The organism is Corynebacterium sp. (assembly GCF_012837295.1).
GTDB lineage: Bacteria > Actinomycetota > Actinomycetes > Mycobacteriales > Mycobacteriaceae > Corynebacterium.
The window spans coordinates 1-18,811 of the sequence record NZ_DURI01000252.1 but is presented as its reverse complement, the minus strand read 5'-3'; the positions used below and the strand labels follow the sequence as shown (position 1 = coordinate 18,811).

Here is an 18,811-nt window from a genome sequence, read left to right as displayed (position 1 = left end):
GCGGACTCCCCGCTCGGCCGACTCGTCGCTTCCCTCGAGGACCGCGACGTCGTCGCCCGCTGCTGCCCCGCCCGCGGCGCCGCCGTGGTCGTGTGGGCGCACGCCGACGACGCCGACGACGTCGAGGCCGCCATCCGGCGCGACGGCGGCTCCGTCCTGCGCGTCACCGGCACCGACGCCGGCGACGCCGTCGACTCCCCCTTCTGATCCCGCCTAATCCGCCGGCCAGGCGAACGTCACCTGCGGCTCCACCGGGTTCGACGCGTCGGCGGCGACCAGGCTGATCCGCTGGGCGGTGCCCTCAGCCGGAACCCCCGCCGCCGTGGTGCCGACGCACCGCGCGAACACCGGCGGCTCGAAGACGAACACCTCGACCTCCTCGCCCCGGTCGTGGAGCACCGCCGCGTCGAAGGCGTGGCCCAGCCACGGCTCCAGCACGACGGCCTCGGTGAGATCCAGGCACGCCCGGTCGACCCGCGACGCCAGCTGACCGGACGACGCCATCACCGAAATCGCCTCGTCGACGCCGGAGGTCACCCACTCCGGCACCTCGACCTTCTCGGTCTCCCCGCGGCGGTGTGCGGCGATGGCCAGGCAATACTCCAGCCCGAACCGGTCGATGAGCCTGCGCAGCGGCGCGGTCACGTGCGCGTACGGGCCGCCCACGCCGGAATGGACGGGCACGTCCGACGGGTCGGGCGCCGATCCGTCGTCAAGCGTCTCCACCCGCTCGTAGCCGGACCCGCGCAACAGGCGCGAGGCGTCCTTCATCACGGCCATGCCGCGCGCGGAGTCGGCGTCGACGCCCGCGAGGAACTCGCTGACCTGCGCGATCCCGGCATCATCGGGGAGCTCGTAGCCCAGGGCGCGCGCGGCGACGCGGAACTCCGCGAGCGCCTCGTCTCCGGCCGGCCGCAGCGTCCGCAGCACGCCCACGCCGGCCTCCGCCATCATCTGGCCCGCGACCATGCCCGCGAGCAGCGAAATCTCCGAGTTGAAGTCCATCACCGGCGGCCGCGCGTCCAGGTGCAGCTCCCACCGGCCGTCGTCCGTCGGCGCCACGGTCTGCGAGGGCAGGCGCAAGTTGATTGCTTCACGACGCAGCGCCGAACCCTGCCGCGCCCTGCCCAGCTCCGGCAGCGCGGCAATCGAGGGGTGCGGATCCCCGGCGTCGAACGTCGCCTGGACCTGCACGTACTCCAGCCGGGCCACCGACCGCACCAGCGCGGGGTAGACGTCGCACGAGGTCGGCTCGCCGTCCGCGCCAACGACGATGTCCCACACCAGCGCCGGCCGGTCGACGTCCGGCAGCAGGCTGCCCGCACCCTCCGACAGCGCCGCCGGGTGCAGGCGGGTCGGCTCGTCCGGCAGGTAGATGGTCTGGCCGCGGCGCATCGCCTCCCGCGCGACGAGGGAGTCCGGCGCGATGAGGCCGCCGACGTCGGCGATGGCGTAGAGGACGCGCCAACCGGCGGCGCCGCCCTCGCCGCCGTGGCCTTCCGCGCCGACCTCACCATCCGCACCGTCGCCGTCCAGCGCGGTGAGGTGCATCGCCTGGTCCAGGTCCATCGAACCGGGCGGGTCGATGGTCACGAAGGGCACGTCGCGCAGGTCCTTCCGGCCGGTGCGCCGATCCGACGCCGCGGCGGCGTCGTCATGCACTTCCGGGGCGAAGGTCTCCGGCACCCCGTGTTCGCGGGCGACGGAGCGGAAATCGAGGGCCGCTGCATAGAGCTTCATGCCGCCCCAGCCTAATGACGAACGCCGCGGCCGTCGCCGGATAACCTTGATGGGATCCCTTCGCACGACATAGGAGCACACATGACCCCGCAGGCCAGGCCCGGCGCCGACACGTCCGGCGCGCACGACGAGATGACCAAGGCCATCCTCCCCGATTCGGCGCTGCCGACCCACTGGTACAACCTCGCCGCCGACTTCCCCGAGCCGCTGCCGCCGCACCTGCACCCGGGCACGCGCGAGCCGCTGAAGCCGGAGGAGATGGAGCCGATCTTCGCGTCCGGCCTGGTGGCGCAGGAATTCTCCACCGACCGGTGGATCGAGATCCCCGAGCCGATCCGCGAAATCTACCGGCTGTGGCGCCCGGCGCCGCTGGCCCGCGCCCGCCGCCTGGAAAAGGAGCTGGGCACGTCGGCCCGGATCTACTACAAGAACGAGTCGGTGTCGCCGATCGGTTCGCACAAGCCGAACACGTCGGTGGCGCAGGCGTACTACAACATGCTCGACGGCATCTCGAACCTGACCACGGAGACCGGCGCCGGCCAGTGGGGCGCGTCGCTGTCGTTCGCGGCGCAGTTCTTCGGCCTGGGCGTGGAGGTGTGGCAGGTCCGCGCGTCGTACGACTCGAAGCCGTACCGCCGCATGCTCATGGAGGTCTACGGCGGCACCGTGCACCCGTCGCCGTCGGATCTGACGGAGGCCGGCCGCGCGATGCTGGCGAAGGACCCCGACACCCCGGGTTCGCTGGGCATGGCCGTGTCGGAGGCCATCGAGGTCGCGGTCAAGGGCGACAATTCCCGCTACGCCCTGGGCAGCGTCCTGAACCACGTGATGCTGCACCAGACGATCATCGGCCAGGAGGCCGCGGCGCAGCTGGCCATGTTCGGCGAGTCGGGCCCGGACGTGGTCGTCGGTTGCGCGGGCGGCGGGTCGAACCTCGCCGGCCTGACGTTCCCGTTCATCGGGCATTCGCTGACGGGTTCCGTGCTTGACGACGGCGGCCGCGCATCCACCGCGACCGAACCCTCGCGGACGAAGCGGGATCCGAAGGAGTTCGTGGGCGAGGGCGCGCCGCGCATCATCGCGGCGGAGCCGGCGAAGTGCCCGTCGCTGACCGAGGGCGAGTACCGCTACGACCACGGTGACGTGGCGGGGCTGACGCCGCTGCTGAAGATGCACACCCTGGGCCAGGATTTCGTGCCGGACCCGATCCACGCCGGTGGCCTGCGCTACCACGCGATGGCGCCGATGGTGTCGCACGCCGTGGAGCTGGGACTGATGGAGACCACGACCGTCGAGCAGGAGGACGCGTTCGCCGCCGGCATGCGCTTCGCCCGCTGCGAGGGCACCGTCCCCGCGCCGGAGTCGAACCACGCCATCGCCGCCGCGTGCGTCGAGGCCTCGAAGTTCACCGGCGAGCCGGGAACTGGCCCCGTCATCCTGATCGGCCTGTCGGGCAACGGCTTCCTCGACCTGCCGTCGTACGAGAAGTTCCTGTAATCCCCGCCGCTTCCGGGTGCCCCGGCTGCTCCGGGTCGTTCGCTGCTCCCGAGGGAGTGGCGCACTCCTGGTGCCCGCCGTCCGTGTGCACCCTTGCGTGACGCAGCGTTCCCTGGCTCGCAGGCGGATGACGTGGAGGCCGGGCCGTCGTAAAGCGAAATGCGACGGCCCGGCCTTCCACATGTCCTCCCCTGTCCGCGGGTAGCCGGAAATCAGATGGAACCGCGCGGCGCCGGGCCGCGTCCAATAGGGCATGAACCCAATTCGAGGCGCCACCGACGTCGAGCGCGTCACCCTTTCGCGCAGGCACAAGGCCGGCGAACTCCACCGCATCCGCACCAACGCCTACTACCCCGCCGACCAATGGCGCGAGCTCGACGACGACGCCAAACGACGGCTCCGGCACATCACCGCCGCCGACGCCCGCGCCGGCATGGTGCTCGTGGGGCGCAGCGCTGCCCTCGTCCACGGCCTGGAGATCCTCGACGCGGACGGGCGCTGGCGCGACGACCCCGACCGCGACCCGAACAACGACATCATCGAGCTCGCCCATCCCACGCGGCGGCGTTCGACCACGATCCGGGACGTCCGCGAAAGCCCGCTGGCGTGGGGGCCCGAAGACCTCGTCCGGATCGATGGCCGCCCGGTGACCGGCGTCGGGGCGACCGTTGCCGACATTCGCTTGCGTCACGGGTTTCGGCCAGGGCTGCTCGCCGCGGACTCGGCGCTGAGGCTCGGGCATTCGAACATCGACCTCGCGCGTGCCGCCGGCCGCAGCCGCAGTCCCCGGGAAGCCCTCGAAACGATCGCCATGGCCACGGCGACCGCCGAAAGTGCCGCCGAATCGCTGGCGCGGGCGCAGTTCATCGAAGCCGGACTACCCGCGCCCGAGCTTCAGACCTGGGTGTTCGATGAACGCAACGTCCTCATCGGCCGCGTCGACATGGCCTACCGTCATTTGCCGGTCGTCATCGAAGTCCACGGTGAGGACAAGTTCACCGGTAAGTACGGCGACCCCGAAGATCGCGTGCGCCGTGAATGGCGGCGCGAAAAGGAATTCCGAGACGTGGGTCTGGACCCGGTACGCATCGAGTGGACCGACATGATGACCGAAACCGCCGCCAGCAAAACACGCGAGGCGCTGGTCCGCGGCGCGAAGGCACTCGAGCGGGGCGAAACTTTTCGGGGGACTTTCGTCCGTTTTGGCGAGCGTTGGCCTGAAGGGTTTCGAACGCGGAAACAGGATTACGAAGCCCGGCGCCGGAGCAGTTGATCGGAGCGCTCCCGAAGCGAACGTCGGCGCGATCGCCGACATGCGGGGGAATTCCGGCCGAGCGGCGAAAGCGCCTCAGAAGGGTTCGACCCGTTCTGGCGGGCCCAGGTACCGCCCAACGCCGCAGAAGCGATCGCAGATTTTCACCCCCAGTCACATGCGCCCCAACCAACCGCCACCGCGTTCATTTTGAAACACGAGAGCGGCAAAACACCTGGTCTTTTGCAGCGCCGATGTTTCAAAAAGAACGCAACTCAGCGACGTTGGGGCTGGTGTGACTGACGCACCGGGCATTGGCGTGTTTCTCCCGCCTCGAGGGGAGAAATCTCGCAACTCGGACGCGGACGCATACGCCGCCACAGAAAAATCCCCCGAAGTAAACGTGAACGAGCCGGCCTGTGAGCCGGATTCTGTTCCCGCCGTGCCTTTCGGCGCCGGCGGGCGATGACCATCCATCTCGACGCACCATCGCTGGGCGCCTGAAGCAGCTGACCCTCGGACTCGGGCGGGCGCCCTCGATCGTCCGAGCAGGCACACCGCGGACGGTGCGCCCTCTTGCCTTGCTCCCGGTGGGGTTTACCGAGCCGCCGCAGTCACCTGCGGCGCTGGTGCGCTCTTACCGCACCTTTTCACCCTTACCGGGTCCGGTCGCGGTGGCCGGACGGATCCGGCCGCGGCGATCGTCCCGGCGGTTTGTTTTCTGTGGCACTGTCCCGCGGGTCGCCCCGGGTTGCCGTTAGCAACCACCGTGCCCTGTGGAGTCCGGACTTTCCTCGGCGCCGGGCCGGGCTCACCTCGCGGTGCGCTGGTCCCCGTGCCGCGGCCATCCGGCCGGCTCGCTCACGTGGGGGACTTTACAGCACGTGCTTTGCGACGCTCACGTCCCCGTCGTCCACCGCCACCTCGGGCGAGGGGTCGGGGTCGGTCCACCGCCACCTCGGGCGAGGGGTCGGGGTCGGTCCACCGCCACCTCGGGCGCGCGGCCGGGTTCGGTCCGCGGGGTTCCAGCCGTCCGCTGCTACCTCAGGTGCGCGGTGTCGTTGACCAGGGTGACCGAGGTCGGGCCGTCGGCGTAGAACTCGGCGACGGACAGCGACGCTAGATCCAGGTGCAGGCGGGTGAACAGTTCGAAACCTGCGCCGAGCCCCTGGCGAAGCAGGGCCTTGACCGGAGTGACGTGGCTGACCACGAGGAACGTGCCGGTGCCGAAGTCCTCGGCGATGCGGCGACGGGCACCTGCGACGCGGTCGTCGACGGTGCGGAACGCTTCGCCGCCCGGCGGGGGCAGCTCCGGGTCGGTGAGCCAGCGGGCGTGGACGTCGGCGTCGCGGGCGGCGGCCTCGCCGAAGGTGAGGCCCTCCCACGTGCCGAAGTCCGTCTCCCGCAGGTCATCGTCGACGCAAATGTCCAGGCCCAATTCGGCGGACGCGTACTCGGCGGTCTCCAGCGCGCGGGCCTGCGGTGAGACGATGATCCCGCGGATGTCCCAGTCCCCCAGCGCGAGACGCTCGGCGGCGGCGCGGGCCTGACGGCGGCCGAAGTCGGTGAGCGACGGGTTCGACGACGATCCGCTGTACCGGCGGTCGATGCTCATCGGCGTTTGGCCGTGGCGCAACAGCAGCAGGCGCGTGGGTTCGCCGACGGCACCGGTCCAGCCCGGACTCGCCGACGTCGCCTCCCGTGCCGCCCCGGATCCCGAGGTGGTCGCCACGAGCCCTTTGTCGCCCGTCATCGCCGGTCGCCCTTGCCCGCCGCGTTGAGGGTCACGGGCCGCACCAGCCATGCCCGGCACTCGGGGCAGTTGACGACCTCCTCCGGCGCCAGCCGCTCGAAGTCCCGCATCGTCGACGCGTCGAGCTCCATGTAGCAGCTGAGGCACGTGCGCCCCTCCAGTCGGGCGACGCCGATGCCGGTTTCGGCGGTGATCTTGTCATAGCGCGACAACAGCTTCGCGTCGACGCTGCCGCGCAGCTCCTCCATGCGCCGCTTCAGGCCGTCGACCTGCGCCTGCACGTCCACATCGGCGTCGGCGACGCGGGTCTCGGCGGCGCGGATGCGCTCCTCGAGCTCACCGGCGTCGGCGCCGGTATTGATCTGGTGGGCGTCGCGGATGTCGCGGACGTCGGCGATGTGGTGCTCCAGCTCCTCGCGGCGACGCTGCGTCGACGCCAGGTCATGCTCCAAGTCGCGGCGCACGTCGGCATCCTCGGCGGAGTCGAGGCCGCGGCGGTCCTCGTCTTCGCGGCGGCGCAGCTTGTCCAGGTCGGATTCCAGCTTTTCGACGTCCACGCCCAAGTCCCGCGCCGACAGCCTCGACCGGGCCGAACTCGTGCGCAGCGCCGCGCGCTCGGACAGCAGCGAGGTCAGCTCGGCCCGCTCCGGCGACGACTGACGCCGCGCCTCGAGCCCGTCCATTCGGGACTGGGCCTCGGACAGCTCCAGGATGGTCACCTGGGTGACGGGGTCGAGCTTCATCGGTTCTCCTCGATCGTGGGGTTGGTGGTGTTGGCGGGGTCGTCGTCAAGCGAACCGCCGGCGGCGACGGTCCAGGGGTCGGTGCGGATGTCCAGGACCTCCGTCTCGACGCCCAGCGCGTCGCCGATCAGCTCCGCAGCCTGGCCGCACCAGGGGAATTCGCTGGCCCAGTGCGCGGTGTCGACGATGCACGGCCCACCCTCCCGCAGCGCCTCGTCGACCGGGTGATGGCGCAGGTCGGACGTGACGAACGCGTCGACGCCCAGCTTCCGCGCGGTGTTCAGGAAGGAATCGCCGGAACCGGAGGCCACCGCCACGCGGCGGATCATCCGGTCCGGGTCGCCGGCGCCGCGCACGCCCCACTCGGTGGCGGGCAGGCGCTTGCCGACGCGGTCGACGAAATCCTTGAACGGCATCGGCTCGTCGAGTTCGCCGACCCTGCCGATGCCCAGGGCGGAATCCGGGTCGAGATCGCCGACGAGGGACTCCAGGATGTCGAAGCTCGGCTCCTCGTACGGATGCGCCGACAGCAGGGCGGCGTGGACCTTGGCCCGCAAGTGGGGTTCGGCGACGAACTCGATGCGCTGCTCGTCGACGTGCTCGACCTCGCCGCGCTCGCCGAGGAACGGATCGGCGTCGTCGCCCGGCCGGAACTGGCCGCGGCCGGAGAGTTCGTAGGCGCACGAGTCGTAATCGCCGACGGAGCCGGCGCCGGCGCCGAAAACGGCCTCCTTCACCGCATCGGCGTGGGAGGCGGGGACTCGCACGACCCACGCGTCCAAGTGCCGGCCCGGCTTCGGCGCCAGCGGCGCACCCGGGGTGACGCCCAGGATCTCGGCCAGGCGATCGTTGACGCCGGGGCGCGCGGAATCGGCGTTGGTGTGCGCCGCGAACAGCGCCACCCCGCCGCGGATGAGCTTGTGCAGGATCCGGCCCTTGGGCGTATCCGCGGCCACCGACGACACTCCGCGCAGCAACAGCGGGTGGTGCACGACGAGCATCTGCGCGCCCGCCGCCACCGCCGCGTCGGCCACCTCATCGGTGCAGTCCAGGGCCACGGCCACCCGGGAGACCGCCTCACCGGGGTCGCCGCAGATCAGCCCGACCTTGTCCCACTCCTCCGCCAGCTCGGGCGGGTAGGCGGCGTCGAGAACACGGCGCACGTCGGCGACGGTCACGTTCATCTGCGTTTCCTCTCGGGATGATGCTGGTGTGCGGGGCGGCTATTCAGTTGCGGATCGGGCACCGGCGGCGCCAGTGGTGTCATGGCCGGCTGCTTGCGGCGCCATCATCGTTCACTCTGCAGGACGGCGATGCGGGCAACCTCCCCCACCAGTGTGCCGACGTCCGCCGCGCCGCGCACCGCCAATCGCCACCACCCCGGCCCCAATCCCGGGAACGTGTCGCACCGGCGCACGGCGACTCCCCGGTTGGCCAAGGTCAACCGCGCCGACTCGGGGTCCTCCACCGGCGGCCGCGCCAACACGAAGGGCCCGGACGCCGGTTCGACGGACCACCCGGCGTCGTCGAGCAAACCGACCATCAGCTCCCGCTCGTGCGCGATCTCCTCGCGCTCCACGTCCAACGGGCGATCCATCCCGTGCTCCGCGACGAGCCGCATGGCGTGCAGCTGCAGCGTGCCCACCGGCCACGCGGGGCGGCGCCGGGCCAGGGCCGCCAGGACTTCCGGCGCCCCGAGCGCGTACCCGCAGCGCAGGCCCGCCAGCGCCCACGTCTTGGTCAGGCTGCGGAAGACCAGCAGTCCCGGATCGCGCACCGACGCGACCTCGTGGGCCGCATGCTCGTCGGCGGCGACGACGTCCATGAACGCCTCGTCGACCACCACGATGCGGCCCGGCGCGCGCAGGGCCAGAATGTCCTCGCGGGAATGCAGCACCGACGTCGGGTTCGTCGGATTGCCCACGACCACGAGATCGGCGTCGGCGGGGATCGTCGCTCCGGCCGCCCCCAGATCGGCGTCGGCCGGAATGGCGGCGGCACCGGTCTGCCCGGCGCCATCGAGCACTTGAGCCAGATCCCACGGCCGCCGCAACACCACGCGGTCGACGGCGAGCCCGGCGGCGCGCATCGCGGCCTCCGGCTCCGTGAACTGCGGATGGATCACGGCGGGACGCTCGCAGAAGTTGGGCAGCAGCGCGAACCCCTCGGCCACGCCCGCGAGCAGCAGCACCTCGTCGGCCTTCCGCCCGTGGCGCCGTGCGATGAGCGTGCGCACCCGCCGATCCAGCATCGGGTCGGGATAGGCCGACAACTCGTTGAGGTGGCCGCCGAGGCCGTCGACGAGCCACCGCGGCGTCGTCCCCCGCACGTTGACCGCGAAATCGACCAGCGCACCACGTGCGGCGACGTCGCCGTGGTAGTTCAGGTCGCCGGTGAAGCCTCCGCCGGCACCACCCTCGAAACCACTGCCGGTGCCGCCGTCGGCATGCCCCGCCCGGGCGGCGGCCCCCGCTTTCCCCATTTCCATGCCCTTCAGAGTGCCACACCGCCCGGATCGCCCACCAAGGGCCGCACACCCCATACTGGGTGGCATGGCCCCCACTTTGCTCATCGACGTCGACGGCACCATCAGCGATTCCCTCGCGGGCATCCAGGCGAGTTTCCGCACCGCGATGGCGGCGGTCGACCATCCGCTGCCCGACGACGCCTTCCTGTCCACCCTCGCCGGCCCGCCGATGCGCGATTCGATGGCGAGGATCGGCCTCGCGGGCGAAAGGTTGGACGAGGCGATGCGCGCCTACCGCGCCGAGCAGACCGACGGCGGCTGGGCGGACACGAGGATGTTCCCCGGCTGGGCGGAGCTCCTCGACGGTTGGCGGGCGGACGGCATTCGCTTGGCGACGGCGACCTCGAAGGGCGGTCACTTCGCCCGCAAGGTGCTGGCCGAATTCGGCATCCTGGATCGGTTCGACTTCATCGGAGCAGCCGACGACGGGGGCGACCGGCACCAGAAGGACGACGTCATCGAACACACGTTGCGCGTGCTGGGCCTGCCCGCGGACCGGCGCGATCCGGGCGACGGCGGTGTGGGCGACGGCGGAGCGAACGACGACAGCTCGGGCGTCGGCCCCGGCGACCGGCTCCCCGGCGTCGTGATGATCGGCGACCGCATCCACGACCTCCACGGCGCCCGGACGTTCGGGGTGCCGTGCATCCTCGTCGGCTGGGGCTACGGGCCCGACGGGGAACGCGACCGCGCCGACGCCGTCGCTCACTCGATGGAGGAGCTCGACCGGATGGCGCGGGAGATGCTCGGCGTCTGACCTGCGCCAAGGTTTTGCCCCGCGCCCGAAGGAATGCCAGGGACCGACGGGATCGGGCGGGAGGTGCTCGGGGTCTGACTGGCCGCACCCGAAATTGGCTCCGGTGGTGCGCGCGTTATACCTTGTCATACGGAAAAACACGCCCCGCGCGCGATGACCCCGACCGGGTCGGCGAGATGCGGGGCGGCCCGCTTTTCGCCCGGCCCGAATCGGCCGGGCTTCACCGAGGAGAACCCCATGTCCGCCCCTGGCCGCACCGAATCCGTGTACCTCGTCTTCGTGTGCAGCGGCAACATCTGCCGCTCCCCGATGGCGGAGATCATCGTCCGCGAGGCCGTCGAGGACGCCGACCTGGCCGACGACGTGCTCCTCGCCTCCTGCGGCATCGGCGCGTGGCACGTCGGCCAGCCCGCCGATTCCCGGGCCCGCGCCGAGCTGGAGAACTCGGGCCACGACTCGACTCACGTCGCCGCGCAGCTCGGTGCCGAGCACGTCGACGCGACGCTGTACATCGCCATGGACAACGGACACGTCTCGCAGCTCATCGCCCGGGGCATCCCGGCGGAGAAGATCCGCCTGATGCGCTCCTTCGACCCGGCCTCCCCCGCCGACGCCGACGTCGCCGACCCCTACTACGGCGACGACTCGGGCTTCACCCGCACCCGCCACGAGATCGAGGCCGCCACCCCGGGCCTCATCGACGTGGTGCGCGATTTCCTCGAAGACGCGTCGACGCGCTGAGGCATCGACACGCTGAGGCGTCGACGCGCCGACGCACCGGCGCCCGGAACGACACCGTCCCCGCCCCTTCCCGCTCGACGGGTTGGGACGGGGACGGTGGCCGTCGTAAAGCGCCGCAATGCCGGGCTGCAGAGCCCTAGAGTTCTTTGAGCTCGATGCGCTCGCGATCCTTCGGCCGCGGATCCTTGCCGGCCAGCGTGCGGACGCGGAAGGTCCAGATCTTGTTGATCAGGAAGTTAGCCGGCGTGCCCAGCAGCACGCCGATGAGGTTGGCCCAATAGAAGCGGGTCCGCAGGCCGCTGGAGTCGTCGAAGATGTGCTCCGGCAGCGCCAGCGGCGACGTCGGATTGGTCAGCACCGTGATGGTGACCAGGCTGACGACGAGCCCGGACAAGCCCGCCAAGAGGAAGGGGCCGAACTGACGGAACCAGTTCGGCCGGTTCTCCACGCGGAACGTCCACGAACGGTTGAGCTGGAAGTTCCACACGTTGGCCACGAGGAAGGCGATCGTCGCGTACACGTGCGACCAACGGATGTTCCAGCGGGTGCCCAGGAGGTTGGTGAACACGTCGTGCTCGTTGACGCCCCACTCCAGGCCCGCCTTGCGCGCCGCGATGGCGACGACGGTGTTGACCAGCACACCGGTGCCGCCCACCAAACCGAACTTGATGAACTGGCGGAAGACCGCGCCATAGCGCGAACGCGATGACGGCGTAGCGGCGGTTGAGGACACGGGCACCTTCCGGCGGCTGGGCATGGGGGTTAACGGCCAATTCTACTCCACCGCAACCCCCCACAGCGTGCACCGATGACCAACGTCACCGCCGCATGCCGGATCCTCGCCGCGCCACTCGCGGCCCTTCCCCTTTCCACCTCGGGGCCGATCCGGGCGGGTGAGTAAGGTGGGCTGCGTGAAATCCCGAATCCGCCAGTTCATCACGCCCGGCTGGGTGCTCACCGCCGTGGTCTGCGTCGCGTTCGCCTACCTCGCGTTCACGGTGCTCGCCCCGTGGCAGCTCGGGAAGAACGAGGCCACGAAGGAGCGCAACGATCAGCTGCGCCATGCATTCGAGGTCGATCCCGTGGACGCCTCGGAACTCTTCCCCGCCGACGGCGAGTTGGAGGACGGCACGGAGTGGCGGCGGGTCACGGCGCAGGGCGAGTTCCTGCCGGATTCGGACGTCCTGCTGCGCAACCGCCCGGTCGACGGCACCCCGGCCACCCATGCGCTGACCGCCTTCCGGGCCGACGATGGCTCGATTTACCTGGTCAATCGCGGTTTCGAGACCCCCACCGATGGCGGCATTCCCGCGATGGACAAGGCTCCGTCGGGCGAGGTAACCATCCTCGGGTACGCGCGCCGCGGCGAAATGTCCCCCGAGCGCCCGCCGCTGGCGGGCGGGCCGGGCGAGCCGACCCAGGTGTACGGCCTCAACACCGACCAGGTCGGCGAGATCATGGGCCTGGACCTGCACGAGGACTACATTCAGCTCGCGGCGGATCAGCCCGGCAGCCTGCGCGCCATTCCCCTGCCGACGCTCGAGACCGGCCCGTACCTGGCGTACGGCATCCAGTGGATCTTCTTCGGCATCATGGCGCCGGCCGCGTTGGCCTGGTTCATTTTCGCGGAGGCCCGGGAGCGGCGCCGGGACCGGGAGGAACAGGAGGCGGCCCTGCGGTCCTCGCTTGACGACGCCTCGCGCGCACCCGGATCCGCCGGTTCCACCGCCACCGCCGCCACCGCGGTGACGGCGGTCGGCGATGGCGCGGATGCCGAGGATCGGGCCGAGGAGCATGCCGAGGATCGAGCCGTCGGTACCGCAACCGACGCCGCTGCGGCGGACGCCGAGGCCGGCGTCTCGGTGACTCGGCCGACGGCACAGCCCAAGACCCCGCAGGCGGATCCCTCGGAGGAGCGGGCGCGGCGCCTGGCCGCGCGCTACGGCGATTCCGGACACAAGGGCCGCCGCCGCAAGGGCCACGGCCTCGACGACGAGCGCTTCTGACGAACGCTGCTAGCGGCTCACCCGGTCACCGTGCCGCGTATGCGGCGAGGAGCAGCCCGCCGACGCAGATCCCGGCGGTGATGTCCTGGACGCGGCGCGTCAGAGTCACCGCCCGGCGCACGTCGGCAACCGACGGCGACGGACCGCGGCCGAGCACCGCGCGCTCCTCGACGCCGCCCTCGTACTCGGTGGCTCCGCCGAGGCGGACGCCCAACGCACCCGCCGCGGTCGACTCCGGAACTCCGGCATTCGGGCTGGGGTGGCCGGGGGCGTCCTCGCGCCACGCCCGCCACGCACCGGCGCGATCGGGGCCGGCGATGATCGTCGCCGCACCCGTGAGCCGGGCGGGCGCCCAATTGATCACGTCGTCGAACTTCGCCGACGCCCACCCGAAGTTCTCCCACTTCCGCGTGCGGTAGCCGACCATCGCGTCGAGGGTGTTGCCGCACCGGTGCGCCACAACGCCGGGCGCGCCGAACACCGCGCCCCACAGCAGGGTGCCGGACACGGCATCCGAGGTGTTCTCCGACAGCGACTCCACCGTCGCCCGCGCCACGCCGTCGAGGTCGAGCTTGGCAGGGTCTCGGGAACACAGCCACGGCACCAGTTCGCGGGAAGCGGCGAGGTCCTCGGCTTCGAGGCGGTCGGCCATCCGCTCGCCGGTGCGCGCCAGCGTCGTGCCGCCGAGCGACGTCCACGTCACCGCCGCCAGCGCGGCATTCGGGAAACGGCGGGCGACGAGCGCCGCGGCGATGGTCGGCGCACCGACGAGGACCGCCGCGTACGCGACTCCCCGCGGCTTAGAGTCGGCCCAGATCCGCTTCTCCAGCCGATCGGCGATGGTGCCGAACCACGCGACGGGATGGTGGCGGGCGGGATCCCCGAACACGCGGTCCCCGGCGAAACCGGCGGCCAGCGCCGCCGCCCGGCCCAGGGTGCGTTGCCTGCGGGACTGGTTCATCGGGGCTCCTCAGAAAAACGAGCCCCGTTCCGGTGACGGTCCGGAACGGGGCTGAGCTTCCATTATCGGCGGGAAATCGCGTGCGGCGAGAGGGTTTCGAACCCCCGACCGCTGGTGTGTAAAACCAGAGCTCTACCACTGAGCTATCGCCGCGGATGTCGCGTGGGCGACGTCGCGGAAAACGGTAACACACCCGTTGAGGCGGGCATTCTTCGGCCCGACCGGGCGCGAAGTCCCGGCACGGGCCGGGCGGTTTCCACCGAAATCGCGGAAGACTGCGGGCGACCGCCGCAGCGCGGGCGCGCTACTGGCGCTTGACGCCGCGCTGGACCAGGCAGTTGCCCTGCCACTGGCCCAGGCGAATCGCCGACGTGCCCGTCAGGCCCGCGAGCTGCGCGGATTCGTCGATGAGGCCCGGATCCACGAAGCCGGGGCGGCCGGCCCCGGGGGTCAGCAGCCAGATGCGGCCGTTCTCGTCCATGGGGCGGGCGGCGTCGACGAGACCGTCGACCAGATCGCCGTCGTCCTCGCGCCACCACAGCAGCACGACGTCGACGACCTCGTCGGTTTCCTCGTCCAGCAGATCCTCGCCGAGGAACTCCTCGACCGACTCGCTGATGGCGGTGTCGCAGTCGTCGTCCCAACCGACTTCCTGAACCCGCCGGCCCTTTTCAATGCCCAGCGAATCCGCGTAATCCTGCACAGCGCCAGTGGCGTCGACCACTTCTCCGGTCCTCCAATTCTCGAGATCGCCGCGGGTTCCGTCATCGACCCGCGATCCTTTCTCCGGGGAGTTTACCGCCCCGGGGGGCCTTGTACAGGGATCGGGGCCCGGGAGCTTGACGACGACCCCGCCCCACCGCACCCCGCCCGGCACCCGAGCAACGGCGCGGAACGGTGTTAGCCGGATTCCGGGCGGACGGCGGGGAGGTGAACGTCGTCAGGCAAAAGGGGCCCGGAGGCTCCCCGCCGCCGAAGCGAAAACGGAAGTAGAGTGATGTGGAAAACAATTAGGGCGTCATCCCGCCCCGCAACCCAGGGGCCGACCGCCCCGTGAACCTGGAGGAACCACATGGCCGACACGGCGGACCGACATGTCGACGACACCAACTTCGCGCTGATCCGAGACGGCGTCGAGTCCTACCTGAAGGACATCGACCCGGAGGAGACCCGCGAGTGGCTCGAGTCCCTCGACGGGCTGCTGGAGGAAGCCGGGCCCGATCGCGCGCGTTTCCTCATGCTCCGCCTGCTCGAGCGCGCCACGGCCAAGCGCGTGGCCCTGCCGCCGCTGACCTCCACGGACTACGTCAACACCATCCCCACGACCATGGAGCCGGAGTTCCCGGGCGACGAGGCCGTGGAGCGCCGCTACCGCAAGTGGATCCGCTGGAACGCCGCGATCATGGTCCACCGCGCGCAGCGCCCGGGCATCGGCGTCGGCGGCCACATCTCGACCTACGCGTCGTCGGCCCCGCTGTACGAGGTCGGCTTCAACCACTTCTTCCGCGGCAAAGACCACCCCGGCGGCGGCGACCACATCTTCTTCCAGGGCCATGCCTCTCCCGGCATGTACGCACGTGCGTTCCTCGAGGGGCGGTTGGACGAGGACGACCTCGACGGCTTCCGCCAGGAGGTATCCCGCCCCCAGGGCGGCATCCCGTCCTACCCGCACCCGCACGGCATGCCCGGATTCTGGGAGTTCCCCACCGTGTCCATGGGCCTCGGCCCGATGGGCGCCATCTACCAGGCGCGCTTCAACCGCTACCTCCACGACCGCGGCCTGTCCGACACCTCGCAGCAGCACGTGTGGGCGTTCCTCGGCGACGGCGAGATGGACGAGCCCGAGTCGCGCGGCCTGATCCAGACCGCCGCGATCAACAACCTGGACAACCTCACCTTCGTGGTCAACTGCAACCTGCAGCGCCTCGACGGCCCCGTCCGCGGCAACACGAAGATCATCCAGGAGCTGGAGAGCTTCTTCCGCGGCGCCGGCTGGAACGTGATCAAGGTCGTGTGGGGCCGCGACTGGGACGCCCTGTTCGAGAAGGACCACGAAGGCGCGCTGGTGGAGTTGATGAACAACTTCCGCGACGGCGACTACCAGACCCTCAAGGCCAACGACGGCGCGTTCGTCCGCGAGCACTTCTTCGGCCGCGACCCGCGCACCGCCAAGCTCGTCGAGGACATGACCGACGAGGAGATCTGGAGCCTGTCGCGCGGCGGCCACGACTACCGCAAAATCTACGCCGCCTACGCCAAGGCGCTGGAGACCAAGGACCAGCCGACCGTCATCCTGGCGCACACCATCAAGGGCTACGGCCTGGGCCACAACTTCGAGGGCCGCAACGCCACGCACCAGATGAAGAAGCTGACGCTCGACGATCTGAAGCGTTTCCGCGACAAGCAGGAGATCCCGATCTCCGACGAGGTCCTGGAGAAGGACCCGTACCTGCCGCCCTACTACCACCCGGGCGAGGACTCCGAGGAGCTGCAGTACCTCAAGGAGCGCCGCAAGGAGCTCGGCGGCTACGTGCCCGAGCGCCGGGAAACCTACGAGCCACTGGTCGTGCCGGAGATGGACGCGCTGAAGTCCATTCTGAAGGGCTCCGGCAAGCAGCAGGTGGCCACCACCATGGCCGTGGTGCGCATCTTCAAGGAGCTCATGCGCGACAAGGAGCTGGGCAAGCGTTTCGTGCCGATCATCCCGGACGAGGCCCGCACCTTCGGCATGGACTCCTGGTTCCCGACGCTGAAGATCTACAACCCGCACGGCCAGCAGTACACCCCGGTCGACCATGACCTGATGCTGTCCTACAAGGAGTCCGAGCAGGGCCAGATCCTCCACGAGGGCATTTCGGAGGCCGGGTCGATGGCGTCGTTCATCGCCGCCGGTTCGTCCTACGCCACCCACGGCGAGGCGATGATCCCGCTGTACATCTTCTACTCGATGTTCGGCTTCCAGCGCACCGGCGACCAGATGTGGCTCGCCGGCGACCAGAAGTGCCGCGGCTTCCTGCTCGGCGCCACCGCCGGCCGCACCACCCTGACCGGCGAGGGCCTGCAGCACATGGACGGCCACTCCCCGCTCCTGGCGGCGACGAACCCGGCCGTCGTGGCCTACGACCCGGCGTTCGCCTACGAGGCCGCGTACATCATCCGCGAGGGCATCGACCGCATGTACGGCGAGGGCCGCGGCGAAGACGTCATGTACTACCTGACCATTTACAACGAGCCGACCCCGCAGCCGGCCGCCGCCGAGGACCTGGACGTCAAGGGCCTGCTCAAGGGCATCTACGCGTTCAAGGAGGAGAAGGGCGAGAACCACGTCAACCTCCTGGCGTCGGGCATCGGCATGCAGGCCGCCCTGAAGGCGTCCGACATGCTGGCCGAGGAGTACGACATCCCGTCGTCGATCTACTCCGTGACCTCGTGGAACGAGCTGGCCCGCGACGGCCTGGCCCGCGAGACCGAGGTCCTGCAGAACCCGGCCGAGTTCCACGAGCGCCCGTTCGTCCAGCGCGTGCTGGAGGATGCCGATGGCCCGTTCATCGCCGTGTCCGATTTCCAGCGCGCGATCCCCGAGCAGATCCGCCAGTGGGTGCCGGGCGACTACACGGTGCTGGGCGCCGACGGCTTCGGTTTCTCCGACACCCGCGAGGCCGCCCGCCGCTTCTTCAACATCGACGCCGAGTCCATCGTCGTCGCGGCGCTGGCCGGCCTGGCCCGCGAGGGCAAGCTGCCGGCGTCCGTGGCCCAGAAGGCCGCGGAAAAGTACCAGATCACCGATCCGACGGTGGTGTAGCCGATCACTGGCGACGCACGCCGATCAGACGGCCCGGCCGCGGCGGAGAGCTCCGATGCTCCCGCCGCGGCCGGCCGCGTTTCCGGCCCCCGCGATCTCGAGCACCTGACCGGGCCCTTCGACGTCATCGGTGACGTGCACGGGTGCCTGTCCGAGCTCGTCGAACTGCTGGAGAAGCTCGGCTGGGAGGTTACGGTCGACGGCCATGGCCACCCCGACGGCGCTTCGCACCCCGAGGGCAGGTTGGCGGTGTTCGTCGGCGACCTCGTCGACCGCGGCCCGGACACTCCGGGCGTGCTGCGGCTGGTCATGGGCATGTGCGACGCGGGCACGGCCGTGTCGGTCATGGGCAATCACGATTGGAAGCTCGCCCGCGCGCTCGGCGGCGCGGACGTCGTGGTTCGCCACGGGCTCGCGGAGTCGCTCGAGCAGATCGCCGCCCTCGCCGACGCCGACCCTGATTTCCCCGACCGCGCCCGCCGGTTCCTCGCGAAGCTGCCCATCCATCTGCTGCTGGACGGCGGCGACCTCGTCGTCGCCCACGCCGGGCTCAAGGAGGAGTTCCACGGCCGCGAGTCGGGTGCGGTGCGCGCCTTCGCGTTGTACGGCGACGTCACCGGGCGGTACACGGCGGACGGGGTGCCGATCCGCATCGAGTGGGAGCGGCGCTATTCCGGCGCTGCCCGCGTCGTCTACGGGCACTGGCCGGTCACGCGGGCCGAGTGGGTGAACAACACCATGTGCCTGGACACGGGCTGCGTCTTCGGCAACGCGCTCACCGCCCTGCGCTACCCGGAGCTCGAGGTCGTGGACGTCGCCGCGCATGGCCGCTGGTGGGAGGCGTCGCGCCCTCTGCGCGAGCCCGCTCTGTAGCCTGGGACGTGACCTTCTCGCGGACCGACGGATGGGAGCGGACATGACCAGCAGCTTGGGCGATGCCCTCAGTGCTTTGCTTGGCGACGGTGCCGGCGCGGCCGGTGATTCGGCCTCCGGCGGATCCGGCGGGAAACCGGGCGGCCGGGGCGCCGGCGG

Annotated in this window: 15 protein-coding genes, 1 tRNA gene, 1 other RNA gene and 1 pseudogene; 8 read left to right on the top strand and 10 right to left on the bottom strand. The window is 70.6% G+C overall.

From position 1 onward, the window contains the following. Positions 1-207: pseudogene (locus GX015_RS08225) on the top strand (hypothetical protein); the annotation flags it as partial. Between the two features lie 6 nt (positions 208-213). Here the strand turns inward: GX015_RS08225 and GX015_RS08220 are convergent. Then, the gene (locus GX015_RS08220; RefSeq protein WP_291344256.1) at positions 214-1,740 is read right to left on the bottom strand and encodes an RNB domain-containing ribonuclease; all 1,527 of its coding nucleotides are present in this window, start codon (positions 1,738-1,740) and stop codon (positions 214-216) included. Between the two features lie 132 nt (positions 1,741-1,872). Between GX015_RS08220 and GX015_RS08215 the strand changes: the two genes are divergently transcribed. Both GX015_RS08215 and GX015_RS08210 read left to right on the top strand, forming a co-directional pair. Continuing rightward, on the top strand, positions 1,873-3,237 hold the full coding sequence (locus tag GX015_RS08215) for a TrpB-like pyridoxal phosphate-dependent enzyme (RefSeq protein WP_291344258.1): 1,365 nt from the start codon (positions 1,873-1,875) through the stop codon (positions 3,235-3,237). 442 nt (positions 3,238-3,679) lie between these two features. Continuing rightward, positions 3,680-4,510 (top strand): hypothetical protein, encoded by an 831-nt coding sequence (locus GX015_RS08210; protein ID WP_291344255.1) that lies wholly within the window; start codon positions 3,680-3,682, stop codon positions 4,508-4,510. Positions 4,511-4,893: 383 nt separating this feature from the next. Here GX015_RS08210 and rnpB read toward each other — a convergent pair. The 5 genes from rnpB to cobC all read right to left on the bottom strand — a co-directional run bounded on the left by rnpB (position 4,894) and on the right by cobC (position 9,473). Then, an RNA gene (rnpB, locus tag GX015_RS08205) (RNase P RNA component class A) lies at positions 4,894-5,349 on the bottom strand. A gap of 179 nt (positions 5,350-5,528) precedes the next feature. Further along, entirely contained in the window at positions 5,529-6,242 is a 714-nt protein-coding gene (locus tag GX015_RS08200) for a histidine phosphatase family protein (protein ID WP_291344253.1), read from the bottom strand. Then, positions 6,239-6,985, bottom strand: a complete 747-nt coding sequence (locus GX015_RS08195) for a hypothetical protein (protein ID WP_291344251.1) — start codon at positions 6,983-6,985, stop codon at positions 6,239-6,241. Before GX015_RS08195 ends, GX015_RS08200 begins: the two co-directional genes overlap by 4 nt. Then, positions 6,982-8,169: a Nif3-like dinuclear metal center hexameric protein gene (locus tag GX015_RS08190; RefSeq protein WP_291344249.1), complete on the bottom strand. Its 1,188-nt coding sequence runs from the start codon at positions 8,167-8,169 to the stop codon at positions 6,982-6,984. The genes GX015_RS08195 and GX015_RS08190 overlap by 4 nt, the downstream gene beginning before the upstream one ends. A gap of 104 nt (positions 8,170-8,273) precedes the next feature. Then, a complete protein-coding gene (cobC, locus tag GX015_RS08185) occupies positions 8,274-9,473 on the bottom strand; it encodes an Rv2231c family pyridoxal phosphate-dependent protein CobC (RefSeq protein ID WP_291344247.1) in 1,200 nt (399 codons plus the stop codon). 64 nt (positions 9,474-9,537) lie between these two features. Between cobC and GX015_RS08180 the strand changes: the two genes are divergently transcribed. Next, on the top strand, positions 9,538-10,269 hold the full coding sequence (locus GX015_RS08180; RefSeq protein ID WP_291344245.1) for an HAD hydrolase-like protein: 732 nt from the start codon (positions 9,538-9,540) through the stop codon (positions 10,267-10,269). A gap of 237 nt (positions 10,270-10,506) precedes the next feature. After that, positions 10,507-11,010: a low molecular weight protein-tyrosine-phosphatase gene (locus GX015_RS08175; RefSeq protein ID WP_291344243.1), complete on the top strand. Its 504-nt coding sequence runs from the start codon at positions 10,507-10,509 to the stop codon at positions 11,008-11,010. 136 nt (positions 11,011-11,146) lie between these two features. Here GX015_RS08175 and GX015_RS08170 read toward each other — a convergent pair whose 3' ends face one another. Further along, positions 11,147-11,743 (bottom strand): GtrA family protein, encoded by a 597-nt coding sequence (locus GX015_RS08170; RefSeq protein WP_291344242.1) that lies wholly within the window; start codon positions 11,741-11,743, stop codon positions 11,147-11,149. Positions 11,744-11,921: 178 nt separating this feature from the next. On the opposite strand from GX015_RS08170, the gene GX015_RS08165 reads away from it, so the two are divergent. After that, positions 11,922-13,016: an SURF1 family protein gene (locus GX015_RS08165; RefSeq protein ID WP_291344240.1), complete on the top strand. Its 1,095-nt coding sequence runs from the start codon at positions 11,922-11,924 to the stop codon at positions 13,014-13,016. Between the two features lie 25 nt (positions 13,017-13,041). Here GX015_RS08165 and GX015_RS08160 read toward each other — a convergent pair whose 3' ends face one another. The 3 genes from GX015_RS08160 to GX015_RS08150 form a co-directional block, all read right to left on the bottom strand. Next, positions 13,042-13,977, bottom strand: coding sequence for a CobD/CbiB family cobalamin biosynthesis protein (locus tag GX015_RS08160; RefSeq protein ID WP_291344238.1), 936 nt, complete (start codon positions 13,975-13,977; stop codon positions 13,042-13,044). 81 nt (positions 13,978-14,058) lie between these two features. Next, positions 14,059-14,130 (bottom strand) — tRNA-Val (locus GX015_RS08155). 151 nt (positions 14,131-14,281) lie between these two features. After that, positions 14,282-14,701 (bottom strand): DUF3052 domain-containing protein, encoded by a 420-nt coding sequence (locus GX015_RS08150; RefSeq protein ID WP_291344237.1) that lies wholly within the window; start codon positions 14,699-14,701, stop codon positions 14,282-14,284. Positions 14,702-15,049: 348 nt separating this feature from the next. Between GX015_RS08150 and aceE the strand changes: the two genes are divergently transcribed. Beyond that, positions 15,050-17,779 (top strand): pyruvate dehydrogenase (acetyl-transferring), homodimeric type, encoded by a 2,730-nt coding sequence (aceE, locus tag GX015_RS08145; RefSeq protein WP_291344236.1) that lies wholly within the window; start codon positions 15,050-15,052, stop codon positions 17,777-17,779. A gap of 105 nt (positions 17,780-17,884) precedes the next feature. Continuing rightward, the gene (locus tag GX015_RS08140; RefSeq protein WP_366926263.1) at positions 17,885-18,652 is read left to right on the top strand and encodes a metallophosphoesterase; all 768 of its coding nucleotides are present in this window, start codon (positions 17,885-17,887) and stop codon (positions 18,650-18,652) included. Positions 18,653-18,811: the final 159 nt, after the last annotated feature.